This is a genomic window from Bacillus sp. LSHTCR4 (genome assembly GCF_057197025.1).
In genome coordinates, this window is record NZ_JBXUNO010000006.1 from 39722 (window position 1) to 61343 (window position 21622).

The 21622-nt window shown below is 35.5% G+C and carries 19 protein-coding genes and 1 pseudogene; 4 read left to right on the forward strand and 16 right to left on the reverse strand.

Going from position 1 to position 21622, the window contains the following annotated elements; translation table 11 throughout:
• Positions 1 to 69: 69 nt before the first annotated feature.
• On the reverse strand, positions 70 to 1326 hold the full coding sequence (locus AC2CGR_RS25020; RefSeq protein WP_087967015.1) for a 3D domain-containing protein: 1257 nt from the start codon (positions 1324 to 1326) through the stop codon (positions 70 to 72).
• 661 nt (positions 1327 to 1987) lie between these two features.
• Between AC2CGR_RS25020 and AC2CGR_RS25025 the strand changes: the two are divergent.
• Together AC2CGR_RS25025 and AC2CGR_RS25030 are read left to right on the forward strand one after the other, a co-directional pair.
• Positions 1988 to 2491 (forward strand): annotated as a pseudogene (locus AC2CGR_RS25025) (methyl-accepting chemotaxis protein); the annotation flags it as partial.
• Positions 2492 to 2623: 132 nt separating this feature from the next.
• Entirely contained in the window at positions 2624 to 3436 is an 813-nt protein-coding gene (locus AC2CGR_RS25030; RefSeq protein WP_000434784.1) for an undecaprenyl-diphosphate phosphatase, read from the forward strand.
• A gap of 57 nt (positions 3437 to 3493) precedes the next feature.
• On the opposite strand, the gene AC2CGR_RS25035 is transcribed toward AC2CGR_RS25030, so the two are convergent.
• Positions 3494 to 3697: a hypothetical protein gene (locus AC2CGR_RS25035; protein ID WP_001268330.1), complete on the reverse strand. Its 204-nt coding sequence runs from the start codon at positions 3695 to 3697 to the stop codon at positions 3494 to 3496.
• Between the two features lie 172 nt (positions 3698 to 3869).
• Between AC2CGR_RS25035 and AC2CGR_RS25040 the strand changes: the two genes are divergently transcribed.
• Positions 3870 to 5021 carry a VanZ family protein gene (locus tag AC2CGR_RS25040; RefSeq protein WP_087967019.1) on the forward strand — a complete coding sequence of 384 codons (1152 nt, stop codon included), beginning with the start codon at positions 3870 to 3872 and terminating at the stop codon, positions 5019 to 5021.
• A 7-nt stretch (positions 5022 to 5028) separates the two neighbouring features.
• Here AC2CGR_RS25040 and AC2CGR_RS25045 read toward each other — a convergent pair whose 3' ends face one another.
• From AC2CGR_RS25045 to bdhA, 6 genes are all read right to left on the reverse strand, one after another.
• Positions 5029 to 6342 carry a D-arabinono-1,4-lactone oxidase gene (locus tag AC2CGR_RS25045; RefSeq protein WP_087967021.1) on the reverse strand — a complete coding sequence of 438 codons (1314 nt, stop codon included), beginning with the start codon at positions 6340 to 6342 and terminating at the stop codon, positions 5029 to 5031.
• Complete coding sequence (locus AC2CGR_RS25050; RefSeq protein WP_087967023.1) at positions 6330 to 7502, reverse strand: amino acid deaminase/aldolase; 1173 nt, start codon at positions 7500 to 7502, stop codon at positions 6330 to 6332. Before AC2CGR_RS25050 ends, AC2CGR_RS25045 begins: the two co-directional genes overlap by 13 nt.
• A 108-nt stretch (positions 7503 to 7610) precedes the next feature.
• Positions 7611 to 8627 (reverse strand): sphingomyelinase C, encoded by a 1017-nt coding sequence (gene sph / locus AC2CGR_RS25055; RefSeq protein WP_484481323.1) that lies wholly within the window; start codon positions 8625 to 8627, stop codon positions 7611 to 7613.
• 58 nt (positions 8628 to 8685) lie between these two features.
• Positions 8686 to 9537: a phospholipase CerA gene (gene cerA / locus AC2CGR_RS25060; RefSeq protein ID WP_000731010.1), complete on the reverse strand. Its 852-nt coding sequence runs from the start codon at positions 9535 to 9537 to the stop codon at positions 8686 to 8688.
• 253 nt (positions 9538 to 9790) lie between these two features.
• Positions 9791 to 10135 (reverse strand): potassium channel family protein, encoded by a 345-nt coding sequence (locus tag AC2CGR_RS25065; protein WP_029437480.1) that lies wholly within the window; start codon positions 10133 to 10135, stop codon positions 9791 to 9793.
• A 118-nt stretch (positions 10136 to 10253) separates the two neighbouring features.
• Positions 10254 to 11306: a (R,R)-butanediol dehydrogenase gene (bdhA, locus tag AC2CGR_RS25070; protein WP_033691573.1), complete on the reverse strand. Its 1053-nt coding sequence runs from the start codon at positions 11304 to 11306 to the stop codon at positions 10254 to 10256.
• Between the two features lie 225 nt (positions 11307 to 11531).
• On the opposite strand from bdhA, the gene AC2CGR_RS25075 reads away from it, so the two are divergent.
• Positions 11532 to 12704: an MFS transporter gene (locus AC2CGR_RS25075; protein WP_087967027.1), complete on the forward strand. Its 1173-nt coding sequence runs from the start codon at positions 11532 to 11534 to the stop codon at positions 12702 to 12704.
• Between the two features lie 36 nt (positions 12705 to 12740).
• Here the strand turns inward: AC2CGR_RS25075 and AC2CGR_RS25080 are convergent, their stop codons facing one another.
• From AC2CGR_RS25080 to rbsK, 8 genes are all read right to left on the reverse strand, one after another.
• Positions 12741 to 13082, reverse strand: a complete 342-nt coding sequence (locus AC2CGR_RS25080) for a hypothetical protein (RefSeq protein ID WP_087967029.1) — start codon at positions 13080 to 13082, stop codon at positions 12741 to 12743.
• Between the two features lie 317 nt (positions 13083 to 13399).
• On the reverse strand, positions 13400 to 15799 hold the full coding sequence (gene inhA2 / locus AC2CGR_RS25085; protein WP_484481324.1) for a M6 family metalloprotease immune inhibitor InhA2: 2400 nt from the start codon (positions 15797 to 15799) through the stop codon (positions 13400 to 13402).
• Between the two features lie 465 nt (positions 15800 to 16264).
• The gene (gene fsa / locus AC2CGR_RS25090; protein WP_000667661.1) at positions 16265 to 16912 is read right to left on the reverse strand and encodes a fructose-6-phosphate aldolase; all 648 of its coding nucleotides are present in this window, start codon (positions 16910 to 16912) and stop codon (positions 16265 to 16267) included.
• A gap of 34 nt (positions 16913 to 16946) precedes the next feature.
• Positions 16947 to 17873, reverse strand: a complete 927-nt coding sequence (gene rbsB, locus AC2CGR_RS25095) for a ribose ABC transporter substrate-binding protein RbsB (RefSeq protein ID WP_000758990.1) — start codon at positions 17871 to 17873, stop codon at positions 16947 to 16949.
• A 14-nt stretch (positions 17874 to 17887) separates the two neighbouring features.
• Complete coding sequence (locus AC2CGR_RS25100; protein ID WP_001074633.1) at positions 17888 to 18823, reverse strand: ABC transporter permease subunit; 936 nt, start codon at positions 18821 to 18823, stop codon at positions 17888 to 17890.
• A gap of 2 nt (positions 18824 to 18825) precedes the next feature.
• Positions 18826 to 20310 carry a ribose ABC transporter ATP-binding protein RbsA gene (gene rbsA / locus AC2CGR_RS25105; RefSeq protein WP_087967033.1) on the reverse strand — a complete coding sequence of 495 codons (1485 nt, stop codon included), beginning with the start codon at positions 20308 to 20310 and terminating at the stop codon, positions 18826 to 18828.
• A gap of 18 nt (positions 20311 to 20328) precedes the next feature.
• Entirely contained in the window at positions 20329 to 20724 is a 396-nt protein-coding gene (gene rbsD / locus AC2CGR_RS25110) for a D-ribose pyranase (RefSeq protein ID WP_063261562.1), read from the reverse strand.
• Positions 20721 to 21617, reverse strand: coding sequence for a ribokinase (gene rbsK, locus AC2CGR_RS25115; protein ID WP_087967035.1), 897 nt, complete (start codon positions 21615 to 21617; stop codon positions 20721 to 20723). Before rbsK ends, rbsD begins: the two co-directional genes overlap by 4 nt.
• Positions 21618 to 21622: the final 5 nt, after the last annotated feature.

Here is a 21622-nt window from a genome sequence, read left to right on the forward strand (position 1 = left end):
TGTAAACTCAACTTAACATTATAATTACAAAAAAATCCAACTTCACATATTGTAAAGTTGGATTGCATATTAATTTAAAATTTTAACTTTAACTGTTCTTCTACCCCACTCATTAGCTTGAGCTGAGTTTGGCATTAATAAATCAATAATATGCCCTTTTATTGCACTACCAGTATCTCCAGCAATTGCTGTTCCATATCCTTCTACATATACAGTAGAACCTAGTGGGATAACAGATGGATCTACAGCAATTAATTTCATGTTTGGATTTGCAGTTAAATTATGTCCTAACCTAGATTTTACAGTTTCACCCGGTTTATAGCCGTTTTCAGATGGGTCAGCTGTATAAGCGGTTGCTGTTACGTAAAATTCTTTTCCACCTTGAGTTGGTTTCGTATCAGGCTTAGACTCTGTTTCTGTATTTTTTGCTACAGGTTCAGCTGGTTTACTAGCTTTCTCTTGCTTTTGCTTTTCAGCAATTTCCGCTTGTGCTTTCGCTAAAGCTTCTTGCTCAGCCTTTGCAGCTGCTTCTGCTTTTGCACGTTCTTCTGCTGCAATTCTTGCTGCTTCTTGTTCACGAGCAATTGTTTCTTGTACTGCCTTCATATTTGACTCAATTTTAGCTTTTTCTTCTGCTGCTAAATTAAGTTGGCTTGCAATCTGGTTATATTTAGCTTGAACTGTTTGTAAGTTATCTTGACGCTTTTTCAAGTTATCTTGCAAATCAGCTTGCGCTTTTGCTAATTTTTGTTTGTCTACTACTAAAGATGCTTCTTTTTCGTCAATTGTTTTCTTGTCTGCTTCAATTTGACGAAGATCTTGTTCCTGTAGACGTAAAATTTCTTTATCAGCTTCTAGAATAGTAGAAACTGCGTTCATACGTTGTAAGAAATCTGCAAAGTTTTTTGACTCTACTACAACTTCTACTACTAAACTTGTATTTGAACTGTTTTGAACAGAAACCATACGTTTCCTCATAATATCTTTACGAGCAAGGACTTTATCCTCTAAAACGACAATTTCTTCCTTTTTTTGCTCAATCTGCTTATGTGTTTCATCAATTTTACGTTGAATAGCAGCTTGATCCTCTTTATTTTTTGCAATTGTATTATTTAAATTATGTAGTTCGTTTTCGATACCTTGAATTTCTTTACTAACAGCTTGCTTCTCTTGCTCTTTCTTTTGCATATCTGCATCGTTTTGCTGCAATTGCTGTTGCATGTTGTTAAGTTTCTCGTCGTTTGACTCTGCTTTAACAGCGACTGTACTAGATAGACCGATAATGCCTGCTAATACAAGACTACTGATTCGCTTAAAATAGTTCATAATCCGACTCCCTTCTTATACAGTTATACATGATTTATTTTACAGTTTGTTTACAATACCATTAAATACAGTTTATTTTTCATGACGAAAAAAAGGGAATTATGCATAAAATGTAATAGATTCTTAAATATTTAACAATTCCTATATTTAAAAATTATAAAAGATGCTAAAATCCAAATATAGAGAAAATATAACTTCTAAAGGCGGTTGAAATAAATATATGTTTACGCAAAAGAAATCTCTCCAACATAAAATTGATCAATTAGAAAATCGTATCCAGGAACTTGAAGCAAAATTAAAACAAAAGGATATTGAACAACAAGAGACCATTTCTTCTATCCACGATCGTGTACAAAGCGTTGTTCAAGAGCATAAACTTGTAAATAACCAGCACAATACGCTTCAAAGTTTAGTTCAACAATTAAGCTCATGTTTCGAAAATGTTTCAACACGTACGACACATTCCAATGAATTGAATAACGAAATGTTACAAAAAGAACAAAGCTTAATTCAATCTATTGAAGAAATTATTGATTGTTCTAACGAAGGAAAAGAATCTGTTCATCGTTTACTTATTGTAATTAATAAATTAGGTGAACAATCTCAGCGCACGTCTAATAGTATGAATCATTTAAGTGAACGCTCAAAAGAAATCGAGCAAATTGTAGAAGTCATTCAAAACATTGCAGCACAAACAAATTTACTTGCTTTAAATGCAAGCATTGAAGCTGCACGTGCTGGAGAACACGGTAAAGGCTTCGCTGTCGTTGCCAATGAAGTAAGAAAACTAGCGGAAAGTACAGCAGAAAGTACAAAAAACATTGGTAACTTAACGAAAAAAATTCAAGAAGAAATTGAAAAAGCATACGATAATACAAAAGATAATTTGCATTTAGTCGATGAAGGTGTAGAAATGAGTGCTGATACAAATGCTAGAATTGAAAATATTTTAATTATGATTCAAACGTTACAAAACGGTGCTACTAATGTTATTAGAGCTATTGAAAACCAAAAGTCTTGTAATGATGATATATTACGAGAATTCGCTAATACACAACAAATGTTCCAAAAGTTAAATACTACTATTATGAATCACATTCATGATGCTGAGAAAGTCGATGTTCAATTAACGAAAAGTCTTGAAGAAACAGTAGGTTCTCATTAATAATAAAAATCCCTTATACTGTTATAAGGGATTTTTATTATATTTCGAATATTTATTTCTTCTCAATATTCATCCGTATCTTTGTTATAATGGACAAGTTGTTTCTTTCAACTATTAAACAAGGAGGTTATTATGGAACAATTTTACTACATTTTAAAATATTTAATTCTTGGTCTGTTCCAAGGACTAACAGAACCGATTCCGATTTCTTCAAGCGGTCACCTCGTTTTAGCACAGCATTTGCTAGGACTAAAAATAGAAGGGTTTAGCTTTGAACTACTTGTTAATTCAGCTTCATTATTAGCTGTATTACTTATTTATAGAAATGATTTAATTCGTCTAACGAAGAATGGTCTATCTTATATATTTACAAGAGCAGAAGATGCAAAATCAGATTTCTTCTTTATTATTTACCTTGTTATTGCGACCATTCCAGCAGGTGTTATTGGTGTTTTATTTAAAGATTACATCGATCAGTACTTAAAAGGTGTGAAAATGGTTGGGATTTCCCTTCTTATTACCGCTGTCGGCCTTTGGATTATTAGAAACTTGCGTGGACGTAAAAATGATGGCGATCTTTCTATGAAAGATGCAATCATTGTCGGATTAGCACAAGCTTGCGCACTAATTCCTGGAATAAGCCGATCAGGTGCAACAATTGTAGCAGCGATGTTACTTGGTATGAAGCAGGAAACGGCTCTTCGTTTCTCATTCTTACTATATATCCCTGTTAGCTTAGGTGGTTTATTACTAAGTATTACAGACATTGCAAAAGATCCAAATCTAGACACATTATTCGTACCATATGTCGTTGCATTTATCGCAACATTTATTATGACGTATATTTCGTTAAAATGGTTTATGAACATTATGGCAAAAGGAAATTTAAAATATTTCTCTTTCTATTGCATTATCGTAGGTGTACTTACTCTTATTTTCTTATAAAGTGAAACTTGCAAATCAAAAGCGAGTCATTCTATTACACTAGGATGACTCGCTTTTTTATGCGTATACTTTCTTTTCTTGACAATACAAACGAATAACATGTTTATTTTGTTGAAATACATCATGCGTTAGGCGGATAATAATAAAATTTCGTTTTATTTGATCATCATGAACAAAAATCTGTTCTCCCTCCTGAAAACGCCATGCACTTTCAAAAGTTGTAATATGATCCCCACTTACAGAAAAAAGTTCATATCGCATATCTTGTACCCTCTCTCAACTTATAATAATCATAATATCCTCATATTAAATTTAGTATAACTTAATTCTATTGAAATTTGTAATTTTTTCTATTTCTAAATATTTCAATTTTGTTTTTAGGCTCTTTTAACGTTATAATGATAAACGAATTTTCATTGAAAGGAGCTTCATTTTGACTGCATATTTATTTCCAGTAAAAACAGCATTTATTTTATTTCCTATTTTAGCAATGTTTCTCTTAATACCTTTTTTAATATTTAACTACCGAAAGTATGGTTATTTAAATAAATGGCGTTCATTGATTTTGTACTCATTATTACTTTACTTATTAAATGCCTATTTTCTTGTGATTTTGCCGTTACCACAAACATATGATACTTGTAGCCTACAACCGGCTAATACGCAGCACATGCAACTATCACCATTTTATTTCATACAAGAAATTAGTAATCATACTTCGGCAATTTTAACGAAACCAGCTACTTATTTCTACCTATTAAAAGAATCTGCGTTTTTACAAGTAGCATTTAACGTTCTATTAACCGTTCCATTCGGTATTTACTTACGTTATTATTTCCGACGTAGTTTCTTACAAACAATTTGTATTTCTTTTTGTCTTTCACTCTTTTTCGAGCTAACACAAGTGACTGGACTATACGGTATATACAATTGTGCGTACCGCTTATTTGATATAGACGATCTGTTTTTAAATACATTAGGCGGCATAATCGGCTTTATCATTGCACCAATATTTACGTACTTCCTTCCGAAAGCAAGCGAATTAGATAGTCATATTGATTTAGAAACGAAACCAGTCGGATTCGTTCGTCGCTTTATCGCGATGCAAATTGATTGGATTTTCTTATCCATCGTTGTACCTGTCATTAAAAACAAAGGAAATTCTTTCTTTGTTTCTAATATTCAATCTTACACGAACATATACGAACTCATTTTCATAACGTGTTCGATCTTTATTTACTTTATTATCATTCCATACTTTACGAATGGAAAGACAATTGGTAAAGCTTTACTTCGTATTTACGTGAAAGGAAAATCAGATCGTATTACGTTGAAGGAACTATTCATCCGTTATGGTATATTCTATTTCGTTTTAGGTGGAATCAATTATATTCTTTCTAGTAGCTCTATCTTAAATCTTAAAGAACCTTTAGTATTAGTAGTTATATTATTATTCCAACTCGTAATTAACGGTCTATTTATTATTCATGTTTTATTACATATATTTAGTCGTGATAAGTTACTATTTTACGAGCGAATTAGTCAAACAAGAAATGCGATCGTACTAAAAAAAGCTGACAAGTAATACTTTGTCAGCTTTTTTTCATAATCGTAAATAACTTTTCTGTGTAAGGGTTTGAAAACATTTCTGCTTCATCTAATAATTTCCTCACCTTTAGAAACGAATGCAATTCTGGATATATATTTTGTAATTTTTCATACGTTAACGTATGCATTTTCCCCCAATGCGGGCGTCCTTCATACTTTAGAAAAATTTTCTCCACCTCACCAAAATAAGCAGCATACTTCATACCTTTATACATATGAACAGCTATATACGCAGAATCTCTTCCATACGCTGGACTGAGCCATATGTCATCCCTTTTCACATAACGGCATTCAATTGGGAAGTGTACTTTATACTTTTTCTTTTCAATAAGGTTTGAAATTTCTTCTACAACGGCCTGCATATACTTTGAAGGAACACTATACTCCATTTCATAAAATGGAACCGCACGCGATGTAGCAAATACTTCATAACTCGGACCAATTATTTTTGTATTCGGTACAGCTTTAGCCGATAATCGACTTACTCCTTTACTTATAGAAGGAAACCATTTACATCCTTTAGATAACAAAGAAAACATCTTATTTTCTAGTAACTCTACCTTTAATTTATGCCATTTCAAATCACTTTTTTTACCCGTTGTTTCGTTTGTAACTTTCACTTGCACTTCATCTGAATAAGGAAAAACAAAAAATTCAAAGTGGCGATTCTTCTTATATTCTTCTAATTTGTTCATTACAGTAGATAATGATTGTTTTTCACTTTCATACACAAGTGAATACGCCCTGATAACTTTCAATTTTATCCTTACAATGATACCTAGCATCCCAAGTGACAACTGAAAGGCCCTCCAATATTCTACATTCTCCGTTTCCGAACAAACTATAGTCTCACCTGTAGATAAAACTGCCGTAACCTCTATAACTTGTGTTGATAAACTTCCAAAGGTAATACCCGTTCCATGCGTCCCCGTACTAATTGCTCCTGCAATAGATTGTGAATCAATATCCCCTAAATTTTCTTGCGCATAACCTTTTTCCTCAAGTAACTTCCCTAGCTCATGTAACTTTGTTCCTGCCCATACTTCGGCAACCATTTTCTCCGTATCAATATTCACAATTCCCTTCAATTCATCTAAAGAAACTAAAATTTCTTCCGTTTGCACAAGGGGTGTAAACGAGTGTCCTGAACCGACAACACGAATTTTCTTCCCTTTCTTGTGCGCAAGCTCTATAACTTCTACTACATCTTGTATACTTTCTGGATACATCGTATAATGCGGTGTTCCTTCTACATTCCCTGTCCAATTTCTCCATTTTTGTCCCTTTATAGAAAGCATTGCCCATCCCCCCGATATGTTGAATACTCCCCAACAATCTCTCCTTCTTTCACACGATATAAAAACGGAAACCGCTCACATAATTCTCCAGCTTTACTATGGCGAAACAAGATAGAATCTCCTATCTCTACTCGTTCCTCACCATTATAGAAAATCGGTGTTTGCACTTCACCCGCGCCTTCTACAGCTAAGAGTTTGGCACCACCCGGCCTCCAAATTTCAGGTTCTTTATCTTTCCCAATTGCGCCTGAGGCAATATATCCACCACCTAGACAAGTGTAAATTGTTGGGGCTGGTTTACGCACAACTGGTAAAGCAAATCCGACAGCTGGATGAAATTGCACCTCTTTATAATAATCAAACAGCTTCGGGGCATAAAAAGCCGAACCTATTGTAATCTCTGAAACTGAATGATCTTGCTCAGTTGTTTTTATACTTCCTGTGCCTCCCCCATTTACGAACCTTAGTTCAATACCTAGATTTTGTATTTCTTTTACGATATGTCCTCTTCTTTCTTTAACTTCTAACACTGATTTCTTCTTTAAATGTGAAATTACTTTACTTTTCACTCGTTGATTCGGTATGCGATCTCCTACACCAGCAATTTGGGCTTCATATCCCATTACACCATCTAATATTAAAAATGATGATTCTTTCAACCTTTTTACTATTTTCAAAGCACCTTGCACATCTTTTACCGGTGATCTTTTGACCCCAAAATGGAACTTAAGAAAACGACTACTCATATCAATATCTAAACAAACACGAAAACATCCTTTAGATTTCTCAGCAATTTTTTCTAAATAAACAATATGATCTTCACAATCCACCATACAAGTTATAATGAGCCCTTGCTTTGTTAGCAAACTTATTTCATGTAACGCTCTTTCATCATAAGCAGGATATCCGAGCAATAAATCATTGAATCCTTGTTCAATTAAAAATAAAGCTTCCCTAGGTGAAAAACACATGATACCTTGAAATCGTTCATTTGCAGATAAAATCTTTTGCATAACCGGAACAGAACGTAACGATTTACTCGCTATACGAATCTTCTTATTTCCACTTAATTCTATAATCGATTGAATATTTCTATCTAAAGCCACTTCATCCAAAAATGCACACGGTAATGGAACTTCTTTAAAAATTCCTCGATCCACATATTTCTCTCCTCTTCTCTATATGTCTTATACATATTGGAAAGAAAGTTTAAATTTCCTCTTACAAAATAAAAAAGTTTCTTCCTATTAAGAAGAAACTTTTTAGGACTACTTCATAGAAATAGTCGCCTCTACTGGATAATGATCAGAGTAATCATTATATGTATATTTTTTGAGCCATGATGTAACAGTCCACTTTGGAGATTTCGGTTGTAATACTTTATTCTCTATAAATGACGGATTCGCATGGTCCTTACTTGCAATAATATAATCTAAATACTCGGCAGGGCTATTAGGAAAATTATATTTTGCAATACTGTTTGTCGTTGCATCCCAAGTTGCTGTATGTCCCGTATAAGATGGAATTGACGCATGTAATGTTTTAAACATCCATGCGTACTCTGAGTCACTATTGTTCTCAGCATTTATTTTATTCACGTTCATATCACCACCAAATAGGACGTACTCGTCATTTGGTATATTCTTATTTTTAATAAAATCTTGAATTTCTTTTAGCTGGTTTGTACGTACAGATGCAGGTGAAGTTTTTCCGCACATACTATCTTCAGCCTGCAAATGCGTCCCAATTACATGAACGAAATGATCATTTTTCTTAATTTTCGTGTATACAAATCCTTTATTCGATAAATTATCCGGTCCGCATCCTTTTGCAAATACATATTGAATCTTTTCAACGATCGGCCATTTGCTCACGATTGCAACGCCCCCATCTTCAGGAGTTGAAGATGAATAGCTACCTAACGTTTTATCCCATTCATTTCCGTTACTACGACCTAATACCGCTGTTTGATTTGGATATTCTCGCTTCAAATTTCCTAACAAACGATCTGATGCGCTATTATCAAACACTTCATTTAATATAACAACGTCTTGATTCTTAATATAATCTGCCGCCCCAATTAAATCAGCACGCTCACTTTGTCCCCAGTTCGGATATAAGTTAGTTGATAACATGTACACATTATGCGTCATCACTTTCAAAGTGTTGTTTTGATCTGTAGACGTGTCTGCTTGAGCTGAAGATCCTCCGTATAAAACTCCTAAACCAATCCCAAAGCTAAGTACACCTTTTAGCAATTTACCTTTCATGTTCCATACCTCCATGTGTATAGTAATAAAAAGGTCAAATACTCTATTGTGAGATTTGACCTTTTTTAAATACTTAACGATCTCCGTACGTATCAAACCAAAGCTGAATGTATCCAGCAGTAACACGTTGTGCATCCATTAATCGCTTACCTGTCATTGGTGTAACTTCAGCGCGCCATTTATCTGCATATTCTTGTGATACAGCTGCTTTTACGAACCAATCTTTCGTATTATCATTTACAATTCCAGAGTAATCTTGTTTCGCTACTACTGCCGCTCCATGAATCCACTCTTCTGGATTTGTACCTTTCCAGTTCCAATATCCATTTCCATCCGTTACTTTATAATTATCTTTTATCGTATCTACAAAGTTTTCATATTTAGAATGGAACCCTTGTGGATATGAAAGATTTGTAAAGTTTGCCGCATGCATCGGTTGGTTTACATCTCCTAAATAATGAAGAGATAATCCTAAATAGAAGAATGCTTGTTTCATATCTTTATTTTTGTATGATTCACCAGCTAATTTAAAATATTTAGCCCCAGTTTCTTTTGCCTGCTTTGCAAATGGAATATATGTTTTTCCATTGTCTGGATCATAGAAGTGTGAAGCAAATGTGCTATTATCATAATAAGGATTTTCATAGTCAGCAGCATAAATACCGTTCTCTAACTCCGTACGCCATTCATTTAATTGTGCTACTCGATCTTGTTTTACAAGTGTTGTATTGCGAGACATAATATCAATAGCACGGTTTACAATCCATAAATGAGAGTTTACGCCTTCTTTATGTTTATCTTCAGCAGACCAGCGGTGAACTATTTTTATTTTACTTCCCCCATCGTTCTCATGAGCAAATGCAACGCTTTGTAACGGAGCTACTAACGTAATAGCTGCTGCTAAAGCAAGTACTTTCTTTTTCATCTGAAATCCTCCATTTTATAATTGAATTATTGTAAACTTTTTGTTAGGATCCTATGATGTCTTCTGGTTAACCTATGACTAGAATATCCCACCTTTCATGAAATTTCTATCACTAAATTAAAATATGCAAATGTTCATATCATTATAACTTTATACACAGTGAATATAATGAATGAATACACTTTCATTTTAATAAACTATTATTAAGGCTTGTCTAAACTAATGTAAAAAAAGAGTAAAGCATCTGAATGCTTTACTCTTTTTTTCTACTCGATAATATACTTGGCAATTGCACATTAACTGCCAACTTATGAATAAATCCAAACACTAATCCAATCCCAATAAATATGTATAAGATTGTAAATATCTTTCCGAAATCAGTTTGCGGACTAAAATTCCCATCACCAACAGTCGTCAACGTGACCACACTAAAATATAAAGCGTCAAGAGGACGTAATCCTTCAACTGTACTATAAAAAATCGTACCCGACGTTAATGTTAAAAATGTTAATACGAATAATACTTGAAATTCTTTATCTTTCCATGCTCGTAAACAAGCTTTTAGCATCCGTTTCAATGTCAACATAAATGAAAGCATTAGACTTCCCCTTCCAAACAAAATACCTTTAGTTACAGGAAAGTCTATCACCTTTCTGTACAGAAAAAAAGTAGCCCTCTTCTATTTCTAGAAAAGAGCTACTTTTTACTATTCTATATTATTTAGGTGAAACAAGAATTTTCACTTGTGTTTTATCTTTTACAAGTGCTTCAAATCCTTCTTCAACAACTTGATCTACTGTGATTTTTTTCGTAATTAATTTCTCTGCTTGAATTTGGCCAGAGCTAATTAATTTAATAACAGCTGGGAAGATATGACGGTATCCTAAAATACCAATCACTTCTTTTTCTTTTAGTACAAGATTGTTTGGAGTAATTGTTGCGTCTTTTTCCCATACACTAACAATTACAGTTTGTCCTTCGAAACTTGTACTTTCAATCGCTTGACGAAGTACTACTTCAACACCTGTTACTTCAAAGCTCACATTTACACCTAAACCATTTGTTAAGTTACGAATTTCTGCTAATACATCTTGAGTAGCTGGATTTAATACGTAATCCGCACCTGCTAATTTTGCTAACTCTTGACGTTCTTTAGAAAGCTCGACTGCAATAACAGGAGTTGCTCCTGCTGCTTTAGCTGCTTGGATAACAAGAAGTCCAATTGGACCACAACCAAATACTGCTACAGCTTCCCCTTCTTTTAATTTACTTTGACGTACTGCATGAACTGCTACAGCTGCTGGTTCTACAAGTGCACCTTGTTCATACGTCATTTCATCTGGAATATGGTGAACCATATCTTCTGGTACTACTGTATATTCAGAGAAACCGCCGCCTTCTCCGCCAAGACCGTGGAAAACAAGTTGTTCACAAACATTGTAATGTCCATGTTTACAAGCTTCACATTTACCACAAGAATAAATTGGTTCTACAACGACGCGGTCTCCCACTTTATGAGATGTAACACCTTCACCGATTTCAACTACCTCACCGCTAAACTCATGACCTAAAATAACCGGTGCTTTTACATGTGTTAATGGATGCTCTTCTGTTGGAATAAAAATAGGTCCTGCTAAATATTCATGCAGGTCTGTCCCGCAGATACCACACCATTTCACTTTAATCTTAACTGCTCCTGGTTTTACAGTTGGTTCTGGTACTTCTTCTACTCTTACATCACGTTGATTATGCCAAAGTAATGCTTTCATTTTATACATCCCTCTCTATGTATATACTTAACCTGGTGAAGTTTACAAATCTATTATAATACTTCTATCCATATATTTCAAAAAAACAATCTCATTTCCACTAAATTTTAACAAATAACGTTCAATATTTTGTCACTTTGTACTTTTTTCCACATCTGTTAATTCAATTTCATTGCGGTTGAAATTAGCATTATGCCATAATAGCATAGGAGAGGTGAATATCGCTTGAAATATTTTATTTACTTTATTGTTATCGTAGCGTTTCTAGATACATTTTCACAATTACCTATTATGAGTACGTTCGCTCAAAGTCTTGGAGGATCCCCTCTTATTATTGGACTAGTTGTCGGCATGTACTCATTTGCTAATATGATCGGTAATATTATTGCTGGCGTTGCTGTCGATAAATTTGGTGCAAAAAAAATACTTTATATAAGCATGGGACTTACGAGTTTCATAGTCTTGTTATACACCGTTGTTCAAAGTGGTGAACAACTATTAGTTGTGCGCTTTATGCACGGCTTTAGTGACGGATTTTTAATTCCTGCTGCCTTTACGTTTTTATCAAAACAAACAAATTCAGCAAGACAAGGTAAGGCAATGGCTCTATCTGGTGCTGCTGTTGGAACAGCAGCAATTGTAGGACCTGCTTTCAGCGGGATTATGAAAGCAACTGCTGGTATAGAGTGGGTGTTCATTACCATTTCTATTTTAATGGTTCTTGGTACAATCGTATCGCTCTTCTTCTTACCAAATAACGTATCAAGAAAAGATACTTCAAGAACACAAATGATGAACAAAGAGGATATGTTTGAACTATTGAAATCAGAACCGTTATTACAAGCATATATTGGTGCTTTCACACTCATGTTTTCACAAGGAATTGTCACTTATATGCTACCAGTGAAAGTTGAGGCATTAGCACTTAAAGCATCTACAACAGGCATGATGTTAAGTGTATTCGGCATTACCGCTATCCTCTTCTTCTTACTACCAACAAATCGTATTTACGATCGATTTAATCGTTCAAAACTAATGCTAATTGGTATTGCAGTAATGGCATTAGCATTATCTTTACTTGGATTATTCTCAACAAAAGGTATGCTCTTTATCGTTATGATGATTTATGGCATTGGATTCGCTATCCTTTTCCCATCCATAAATGCATTACTTGTTGAAAATACGACAGATGATAAACGCGGAAAAGCATTCGGATTGTTTTATGCTTTCTTCTCATTAGGAGTTGTTGCTGGATCCTTTACAGTTGGAGCAATCGGGGCATCCCCTAGCGTCAGCTTCGTTATTGGAACTGCATTCTTATTAACATTTGCCGGAATGATTTACGTAAGAAGCAAAGTAAAAGGCAGAGACAAAGTAAAAAAGACAATGATAGGATAATTCCATCATTGTCTTTTTTTAATGATAAACTTCTATTCAACTTTTAACTTTCAATAAGCCGTATTTAATAAACAATATGGCATTATATTTTTCATAGAGATAATACAATGGATAACAAAATAAGAAGAAAATAAGTACAGTTGGTACACCGTCTATAATAGAAAAATATTTTACTAGTAATTCCTTAATACTCTCTCCAATTATAATAAACAGTGGGATTATACAAATTGCTGCTAATATTAAGCACGGTGTGATCCTCATTTCTTTTAGCCTCACTTTACAGTGTGGACACCTGAATGAAAAAGGATGCGGGAGATCCATAATATGTTGCGCAGTAATATTCCCTTCACACTGTGGACATTCAATTACTTCTTTCATTTTACTCACTCCTTTCTATTCATAAAAAAGAGCACTATCCAATAGCGCTCTTTTATTACCGAATATATTACTTTTGTGTATAGCCAAGTAACAATGTAAATAAATTAAACTGTAAAGGCAATACTACATTTCTTCTTTTACAAAAAAGTGTATCAATACCAACGATACTTCGACAATTTCCTCGGAAATATTTCCTTTACCTACATAATTTGATAAACTACATACGAACAGACACTTGTATTACATAAGCTAAAATAATAACTTAATGTACAAATTAAAAAGCACATTCTTCATATGAAGAATGTGCTTTTATGTTATTAACGTTTAATCCAAACAGCGCCTGCTGATTTATCCTCTGCCTGTCCAACAACTTGGAATTTAAGTCCAAGGTTTGGAACTTTTCTTCCTGCGTCTGCAATTTGTTTGTTACTATATACTTTTGAATCATCAAAAGTTGTAACACCTTGTAATCCAGAATAGTTAAACTGTCCACGTGTGAATGAATTTACACTCCATGCTGGTGTTTGATCAAATGAAAATGCAGCGTCTGCAATTTGCATACCAGTATTACCGTAAGTTGGTTTTCCGTTTAAATTGCCAACAAGTGCCTCTGGGTGAGAATCTACAACACCAAGGAATCCTTCACCTGGATGCATCCCAACCCAGTTATCTTTAAAGCTATCATCTGCATACCAAACGACAAGACCTGTATTATACACTGGACCTTTTCCTGCTTTTAATCCATTATCTGATCCTGCATAGTTTCTCCACTCTAAGTAGTAATAATGAGCTTTTTTCTCTGTCCCATCAGAAACAACGAATCCATTTAACTGCATGTTAGATGTTCCTTCTGCATCATCAGAAAATACTACTTGTCCATCAACAGTTACATTTACATTATCCATCGCGAAACCTTTATATGTTACAGCTGGATCTGTAATATAATCGAATTGCAGTTTCACTTTTTTCCCTTTAAATTGACTTAAATCATATGATTTATCAATCCATTTTCCATCTGTTGTATCTTTATCTCCTTGGACTACTTTTTCCCCAAGTCTATCAATTAATGTTTTCGTTCCATCTTCTGTTACTGCATGCACTTCGACAAAATCGCACTCTGCTTCTAGCTCAAAATTTGCTTTATAATCAAATTTTGCATTTATTCCTTTTGTTAAATCAAAGAACGGTGTTTCTAATGTTGTATGCATATCATCGCCTCTTGTACTATAATATGCATGCTTTCCAAACTCTGGTTTAATCGTTTCAACACTTTTACCTGGTAAGTTAACACGTACAACGCCTGGACGATTTGATTTCGTAACACTTTGATCAATATATGTAGGAACTCCTACACCACGCTTAATTTTATCGTAATCTACTTCTAAAATTTTTGCCCAGTTGCCACCCATATTCTTTTGTAAGAAATCTTTATTTTGTGGTGAGAAACTAGTTGGCTCTGTTCCTGCAATTTTCCCTGTCCAACTTCCCCCACTCATTAGTGACCAAGCTTCGACAGGTGAACCAGTTCCAGTATATTTCGTATCATATTCATCTGGTAAGCCAAGGTCATGTCCAAATTCATGCGCAAATACACCCACTGCTCCATCTTCTGGTTCAATTGTGTAATCATGCGCTGCTACTTTCCCGCCAAAGTAATCTACCTTTGATTTTGTCCCTTCAATTGCTACTGGATCTATTGCTAATTTTGAACGATGTGACCAAATGGCATCATCGCCTAATTTACCGCCACCAGCTTCTTGACCAACACCAGCATGGATTACCATTAAATGATCAATTACACCGTCAGGCTCATTTTGATTCCCGTCACCATTTGTATCATATCTATCAAACTGATCAAATTGAGATAAATCTAACCCTTTCTCAGCAGCTGCATGTAAAGCTTCTTTCACTAAATCACGTGCGCCTTTTGGACCTTTGTTATCATGCCCACTGCTACCATCAGCTCCATAATCAGATGCTTTTCCTGGAACAGTTAGCCACTCCGTTACATATCCGTCTGTCGTATAACTACCACCAGACTGCTCTTCGTAATATTGTTTAAATGTTTTTACTTTCGAACCATCAAATAACGTGTACGGTTCATTACCAAATAGCATTTTTTGATAATGCTCTCTACTAAAGTCATTCGAATACATATACCCTGGCGTTTGATCAATATTATTATGCTTATAATCACTAAATTCAACGAGTAATACTAATACTTTATCATTTCGAACCGGTCCCTTATACGGTGCTTGCTTTGCTTTAGAAGTTGGGACTTGTCCATTCAACTGTTTTTTATTTGGTTCTGGCTTTTGCTCAGGGCTAACATTTTTTTCAGGTTTCTTTACCTTTTCCTTTTCTTCCATTTTTTTCTCTTTTACTTTTTTCACGAAATCAGATGCCTCTTTAGCAGTATCCGCTGGAAGAATTTCTTTATTCGCCTGATCCCCTTGTTTCTTTTCAATATACTTTTCTACAGCTTTTTTCGTTTCTTCTTTAGAAGATGCGGGATTAATTGCTCCTCTTTCTTTCAGAGCTTCGGCTAGACGATCTTCTTGAATTAAATTGTAATCAATTGGTGTTGTAGACACATTTTCTTTCTCTTTTGCTGGCGTTTCTGCGTATGCTAATGGGGCACTCATTACAGATGTGCATCCGATAATTGCCGCAATTGCTAATGACGATAACACTTTAAATGGCGCTTTTCTTCTCATTCCATTTCTCTCCTTTTATAAAACTTAAAATTCAGATAACTAAGTGCATTTTTGTCGAAATCCCTGTTTACTGCCCTCCCTATATAAAGTGAAACTTTAATCAGTGGGGAGTTTGTTCATCCCCACTGATTATTAGTTGAACCAATCGGGCATTTACGGGCAGTTGATTTCCCACCTAACTTCTTTGCCCCAGCTGAATTTTGAGGTGGGAGTCTTACTGACCGTTAATGCGGGATAAAAAGGCATAATTCTATAAACGTTAAGCTTTCTGTTATAGAATCATGCCCTCCAGTTTTCTGGTCAGACCCTCTATCTTCTTATATCAAAATATGAAAAATAAAGAGTGATTTGTATATATTAAATAGTTTATATAACAAATTTAAAAGACAATATGCAAAATTGCATGAAAATTCTTTTAAACAAAAAAGAATCCTAGCCAATTAAACTAGGATTCTTGATTTTCTATTATTTCTCTTGTGTTTTTTCCCAATCAGCTAAGAATTTCTCAATTCCTTGATCTGTTAATGGATGCTTCACTAATGAAGCAATTACGTTTGCTGGGATTGTTGCAATATGTGCACCGTTTAATGCTGCGTCAGTTACGTGAACACTGTGACGTACAGATGCTGCGATAATTTCTGTTTCGATACCGTGAATGGCAAAGATTTCTGCGATTTGGCGAATTAAGTCCATACCGTTATGACCGATATCGTCTAAGCGACCTAAGAATGGTGAAACGTATGTTGCACCAGCACGAGCTGCAAGTAACGCTTGAACTGCTGAGAATACTAATGTAACGTTTGTACGAATTCCTAAGTCAGAGAATGCTTTTACTGCTTTTAAACCTTCTGTTGTCATTGGAACTTTTACAACAACGTTTGGAGCAATTTTCGCTAATTCTTTTCCTTCTTCGATCATTTTATCAGCTTCTAAGCTAATTACTTCTGCACTTACAGGACCTTCTACAACGTTGCAAATTTCACGAATGCGCTCGTGAAAATCTACGCCTTCTTTTGCTACAAGTGATGGATTTGTCGTTACTCCAGCTAATACACCTAATGCATTTGCCTCTTTAATTTCGTTAATGTTTGCTGTATCAATAAAGAATTTCATTTGTTATTCTTCCTTCCTAATTTTCATTTTATATTTATTTGTTTTTCTTAATAAGCTCTAATTCAATCGGAATAGATTTGTCCACTTTTTTACCTTGCGTGATCTCTTTTGCTGTTTGCATCGCCTTCTCTCCGATTAATTCCGGTTTTTGAGCAACTGTTGCAGCCATACGCCCATCGTTAACCGCTTTCACAGCATCTTCTGTTGCATCAAATCCAACAACGACTACATCCGTTTTTCCAGCAGACTTCAATGCTTCAAGTGCACCTAATGCCATCTCATCGTTATGCGCAAACACGGCTTTAATATCACCGTTTGCTTGCAAAATGTTTTCCATAACAGATAATCCTTTCGCTCTATCAAAATCAGCCGCTTGTTTAGCAACTACTTTTAAAGACTTATCGGCTACGTTATGGAATCCTTTCCCACGTTCACGAGCAGCAGAAGATCCAGGGATGCCTTCTAACTCAGCAACATTTGCTCCCCCGCCAACTAATTCACGAATGTAATCACTAGCCATTTGACCACCTTCAATGTTATTAGAGGCAATGTGAGAAACAACTTTACCTGAATTTGCAACGCGGTCTACTGTAATAACAGGAACGTTCGCTGCATTTGCCGCACTTACTGCTGAAGCAACAGCATCTGAATCGGTTGGATTAATAACAACTACATCGACACCTTTTTGAATTAAATCTTCAACATCGTTCGTTTGCTTTGCTGCATCATTTTGTGCATCAACAGCAATCAATTCAATGCCGCTTTCTTTCGCCTTCTTTTCTGCACCCTTTTTCAAAGTTACAAAGAAGGGATTATTTAAAGTTGAAACAGAGAATCCAACTTTAATAGTTTTATTTCGACCTTTATCGCTAGAATCCTTTGCCCATTCTGGCGGTTCCATTGAACAACCAGCAGTAATGACCATAATACATGCAACGAGTATAAGTAACCATTTCTTCATGAACTGTCCCTCCATTACGCTTCTTTTCTGCGATCAATTAATACAGCTAGTAAAATTACAAGTCCTTTTACAACTTGTTGGAAGAAAGAAGATACACCTAATAAATTTAAACCGTTATTTAGTACACCGATAATAAGTACACCGATGAATGTACCAACAATCCATCCTCTTCCTCCAGAAAGACTTGTTCCACCTAATACAACTGCTGCAATTGCATCTAATTCGTAAGAAGTACCTGCAGTCGGCTGTGCAGAATCTAATCGTGATGTTAAGACAATACCTGCAAGCGCTGCCAAAATTCCGGAAAGACCGTAAATCATTACTTTAATTCTCGTAACATTAATACCTGATAGTGCTGCTGCTTCTTCATTTCCACCAATTGCAAATGTACGGCGACCAAATGTCGTTTTCTTCAAAATGAAATACAGTACTGCGAAAGCAATCATCATTGTAACAGCTGGTACCGGAATACCAAGAAAATAACCGCGGCCAAACATTTGGAACATTAAATGATCACCAAGGCCAGTGATCGGACGTCCGTCCATATAAACAAGCGTCAACCCGCGAAAAATAGTCATTGTTGCTAAAGTTGCAATAAATGGAGCTACTTTTCCTTTCGCAATGATGATACCGTTTACAATTCCCATTACAAGACCTGCCAATAATCCAACTGCCATTGCAAGAAACGGATCCATGCCACTTGCCATCATTCCAGCAACAAGTGCACTTGATAATGCTAAAATAGAACCTACCGATAAGTCAATACCCCCTGTTAAAATTACAAAGGTCATTCCGAATGCAATAAGCGCATTAATCGATACTTGGCGCAGTATATTAAATAAATTTGGAATTTCAATAAATGCTGGATTTAAAGCCGTAATTACGACGATAATTAGTGCTAAACCGATTAAAGAACCGAGTTGCTGTAATACATTCCCCTTCTTAGCCATCCTTATTCTCCCCCTGTAGCTAGTGCCATAATAGACTCTTGTGACGCCGCATCTTTCTCTAAAATACCGCCGACTTTTCCTTCATGAATGACAAGAACGCGATCACTCATTCCTAAAACTTCTGGAAGCTCAGATGATACCATAATAACGGCATCTCCTTGCTCGGTAAGCTTATTCATAATAGAGTAAATTTCTTTTTTCGCTCCAACATCGACACCCCTTGTTGGCTCATCTAAAATGAGTAACTGCGGGTGGATACCTAACCATTTTGCAATAACAACCTTTTGCTGATTTCCACCAGAAAGAGATTTCACTGCTTGCTCTCCACTAGATGCTTTCACATTAAGAAGCTTCATCATATCCTCTGTAAACTGTTGTTCTAGCTCGTTGCTTAGAACACTTCCCTTTGAAAGACTTTCTAAATTCGGTAAAGCTAAATTTTCTCGAATTGAAAAATCTAACACTAATCCTTCAGACTTTCTATCTTCTGTAATGAAAGCAATTCTTTGTCTAATTGCATCTATTGGACTATCAATCTTTACTTCTTGTCCATTTATAAAAATTTGTCCAGAGTCTAAAGGTTCATAACCAAATATCGCTTTCATAATATCAGTGCGACCAGCCCCCATCAAACCAGCTACACCAAGGATTTCACCTTTCCTCACTTGAAACGAAACATTTTCAAATTTTCCTTTCTTCGTTCCGTTACGCATTTCCAAAATAACATCGCCAATTTGACTATTTCGCTCTGGGTAACGTTCACCAATGCTGCGCCCCACCATCATACTCACTACTTCATCAAACGATGTTTCTGGAATGGATCTCTTTCCGACGTATTCCCCATCACGTAAAATCGTAATGGCATCGCATATTGAAAAAATTTCTTCCATTCGGTGTGAGATATAAACGAACGAAACACCTTCTTTGCGTAATTTATTAATAACAGTAAACAACGTTTCAATTTCACGATCTGTTAATGCAGCTGTAGGTTCATCCATAATAATAACGCTCGCGTTTGTCATTAACGCTTTCGCAATTTCAATAATTTGCTGTTGTCCAACCGATAACTCTCCTGCCAACATAGCGCCTTTTACATGTAACCCTAGCTCCGCTAGTTGCTGCTGCGCAATCGCGTTCATTTGACGCGTACGTAAAATACCTGTCTTTCCATACATTAACTCTTTACCGAGAAACATATTTTCAGCTACTGTTAAATTCGGTAATATGTTCAATTCTTGATGTATAAATGCAATACCGTACTCTTCAGCTTCTTTCGCATTTTTAAAAGTTCGCTCTTTCCCATCAATCGTGATTGTTCCACCATCTTTTTTGTATACACCTGTTAAAATCTTCATGAGCGTTGATTTACCCGCTCCATTTTCCCCCATCAATGCATGAACTTCTCCTGTTTCAATCATAAATTGTGCATTCTTCAAAACAGGATTGCCATTGAACGCCTTTGAAATATTTTTCATTTCAATACGCATTCTCATCACTTCCCTTTATTAAAAAATCACGCCTGCATGTAAAATTACATTAGCATAAGGCGTAGCCTCTCCTGTACGAATAATCGCCTTCGCTTTCTTCGTATGCTCTTTAAATTGTTCATGAGATACATATTCAAACGCTGGCTCTATTAATTTCAGCTCAATTTCTTTATTTACTTCCACATTATTGTTAATAACTTCTTCTGCTAACGTCACTTTTTCAATTGCCATATCATCAGCTACCACTTGCAATACGTCTAAAAAGCTAGGTTTTCCAATCTCAACAGCTAAATCAATTCTTTTTACTCCGTCAGGAATTGGTAAACCGCAATCAGCAATTACAATCGTATCCGTATGCCCAAGTGAAGCAAGGACTGATGCAATCTCACTGTTTAATACGCCGTGCTTTTTCATCCGACAATCACCTGCACTTCACGTACTTTATCTCTCGTTGGCATACCGCCTTGCGCCCCAAGTTTCGTTACAGAAAGACCACCAGCAATATTCGCAAAACGAATTGCTTTTTGAAGTGTTTCTCCTTCAGAAAGCGCAACTGCTAATGCACCATTAAATGTATCACCAGCTCCAGTCGTATCTACTACATCAACAGCAATGCTAGGAACATGTACAATCTCCGTGCCATTATGGAAACGTACACCGTTAGAACCTTCTGTCATCAATAGTTTGTTTGGATATTTAGCCAGTAACTCTTCAATTGGTGATGTGAAATCATCTAATACGATGCGGCACTCATGTTCATTCGGCGTAATATAAGTTGCCTTTTCTAAAATATCTTCTGATAACACTTGTGCTGGCGCTGGATTTAACATAACCGGGATTTTGTGTTCCTCACAAATAGCCAATACATATTTTACTGTTTCAAGTGGAATCTCAAGTTGAAGAACAACCATATCTGCTTTTGTAAGAAGATCTTTTGAACAATCTACAACCGGCTCATTTACAAGAGCATTCGCCCCTTGCACGACAACAATACTGTTATCCTCTTCTGCTAAAACGATATGAGCAATTCCTGTCACCGCATCTGTAACCGGTACCACATAGTCGATAAAAACGCGCTCGTTCTCTAAATTTTTTCTAACTATCGTTCCATAATTATCGTTTCCTACCGCACCAATCATCGCTACATTTGCGCCTAATCTAGCTGCAGCAACCGCTTGGTTAGCTCCTTTCCCTCCTGGAATTGTATGAAATGCTTCACCAATTACTGTTTCCCCTGCTTTCGGACGTTTTTTTGAAACGGCCACTAAGTCCATTGAAATACTACCTACTACTGCAATATTTGGCATCTATT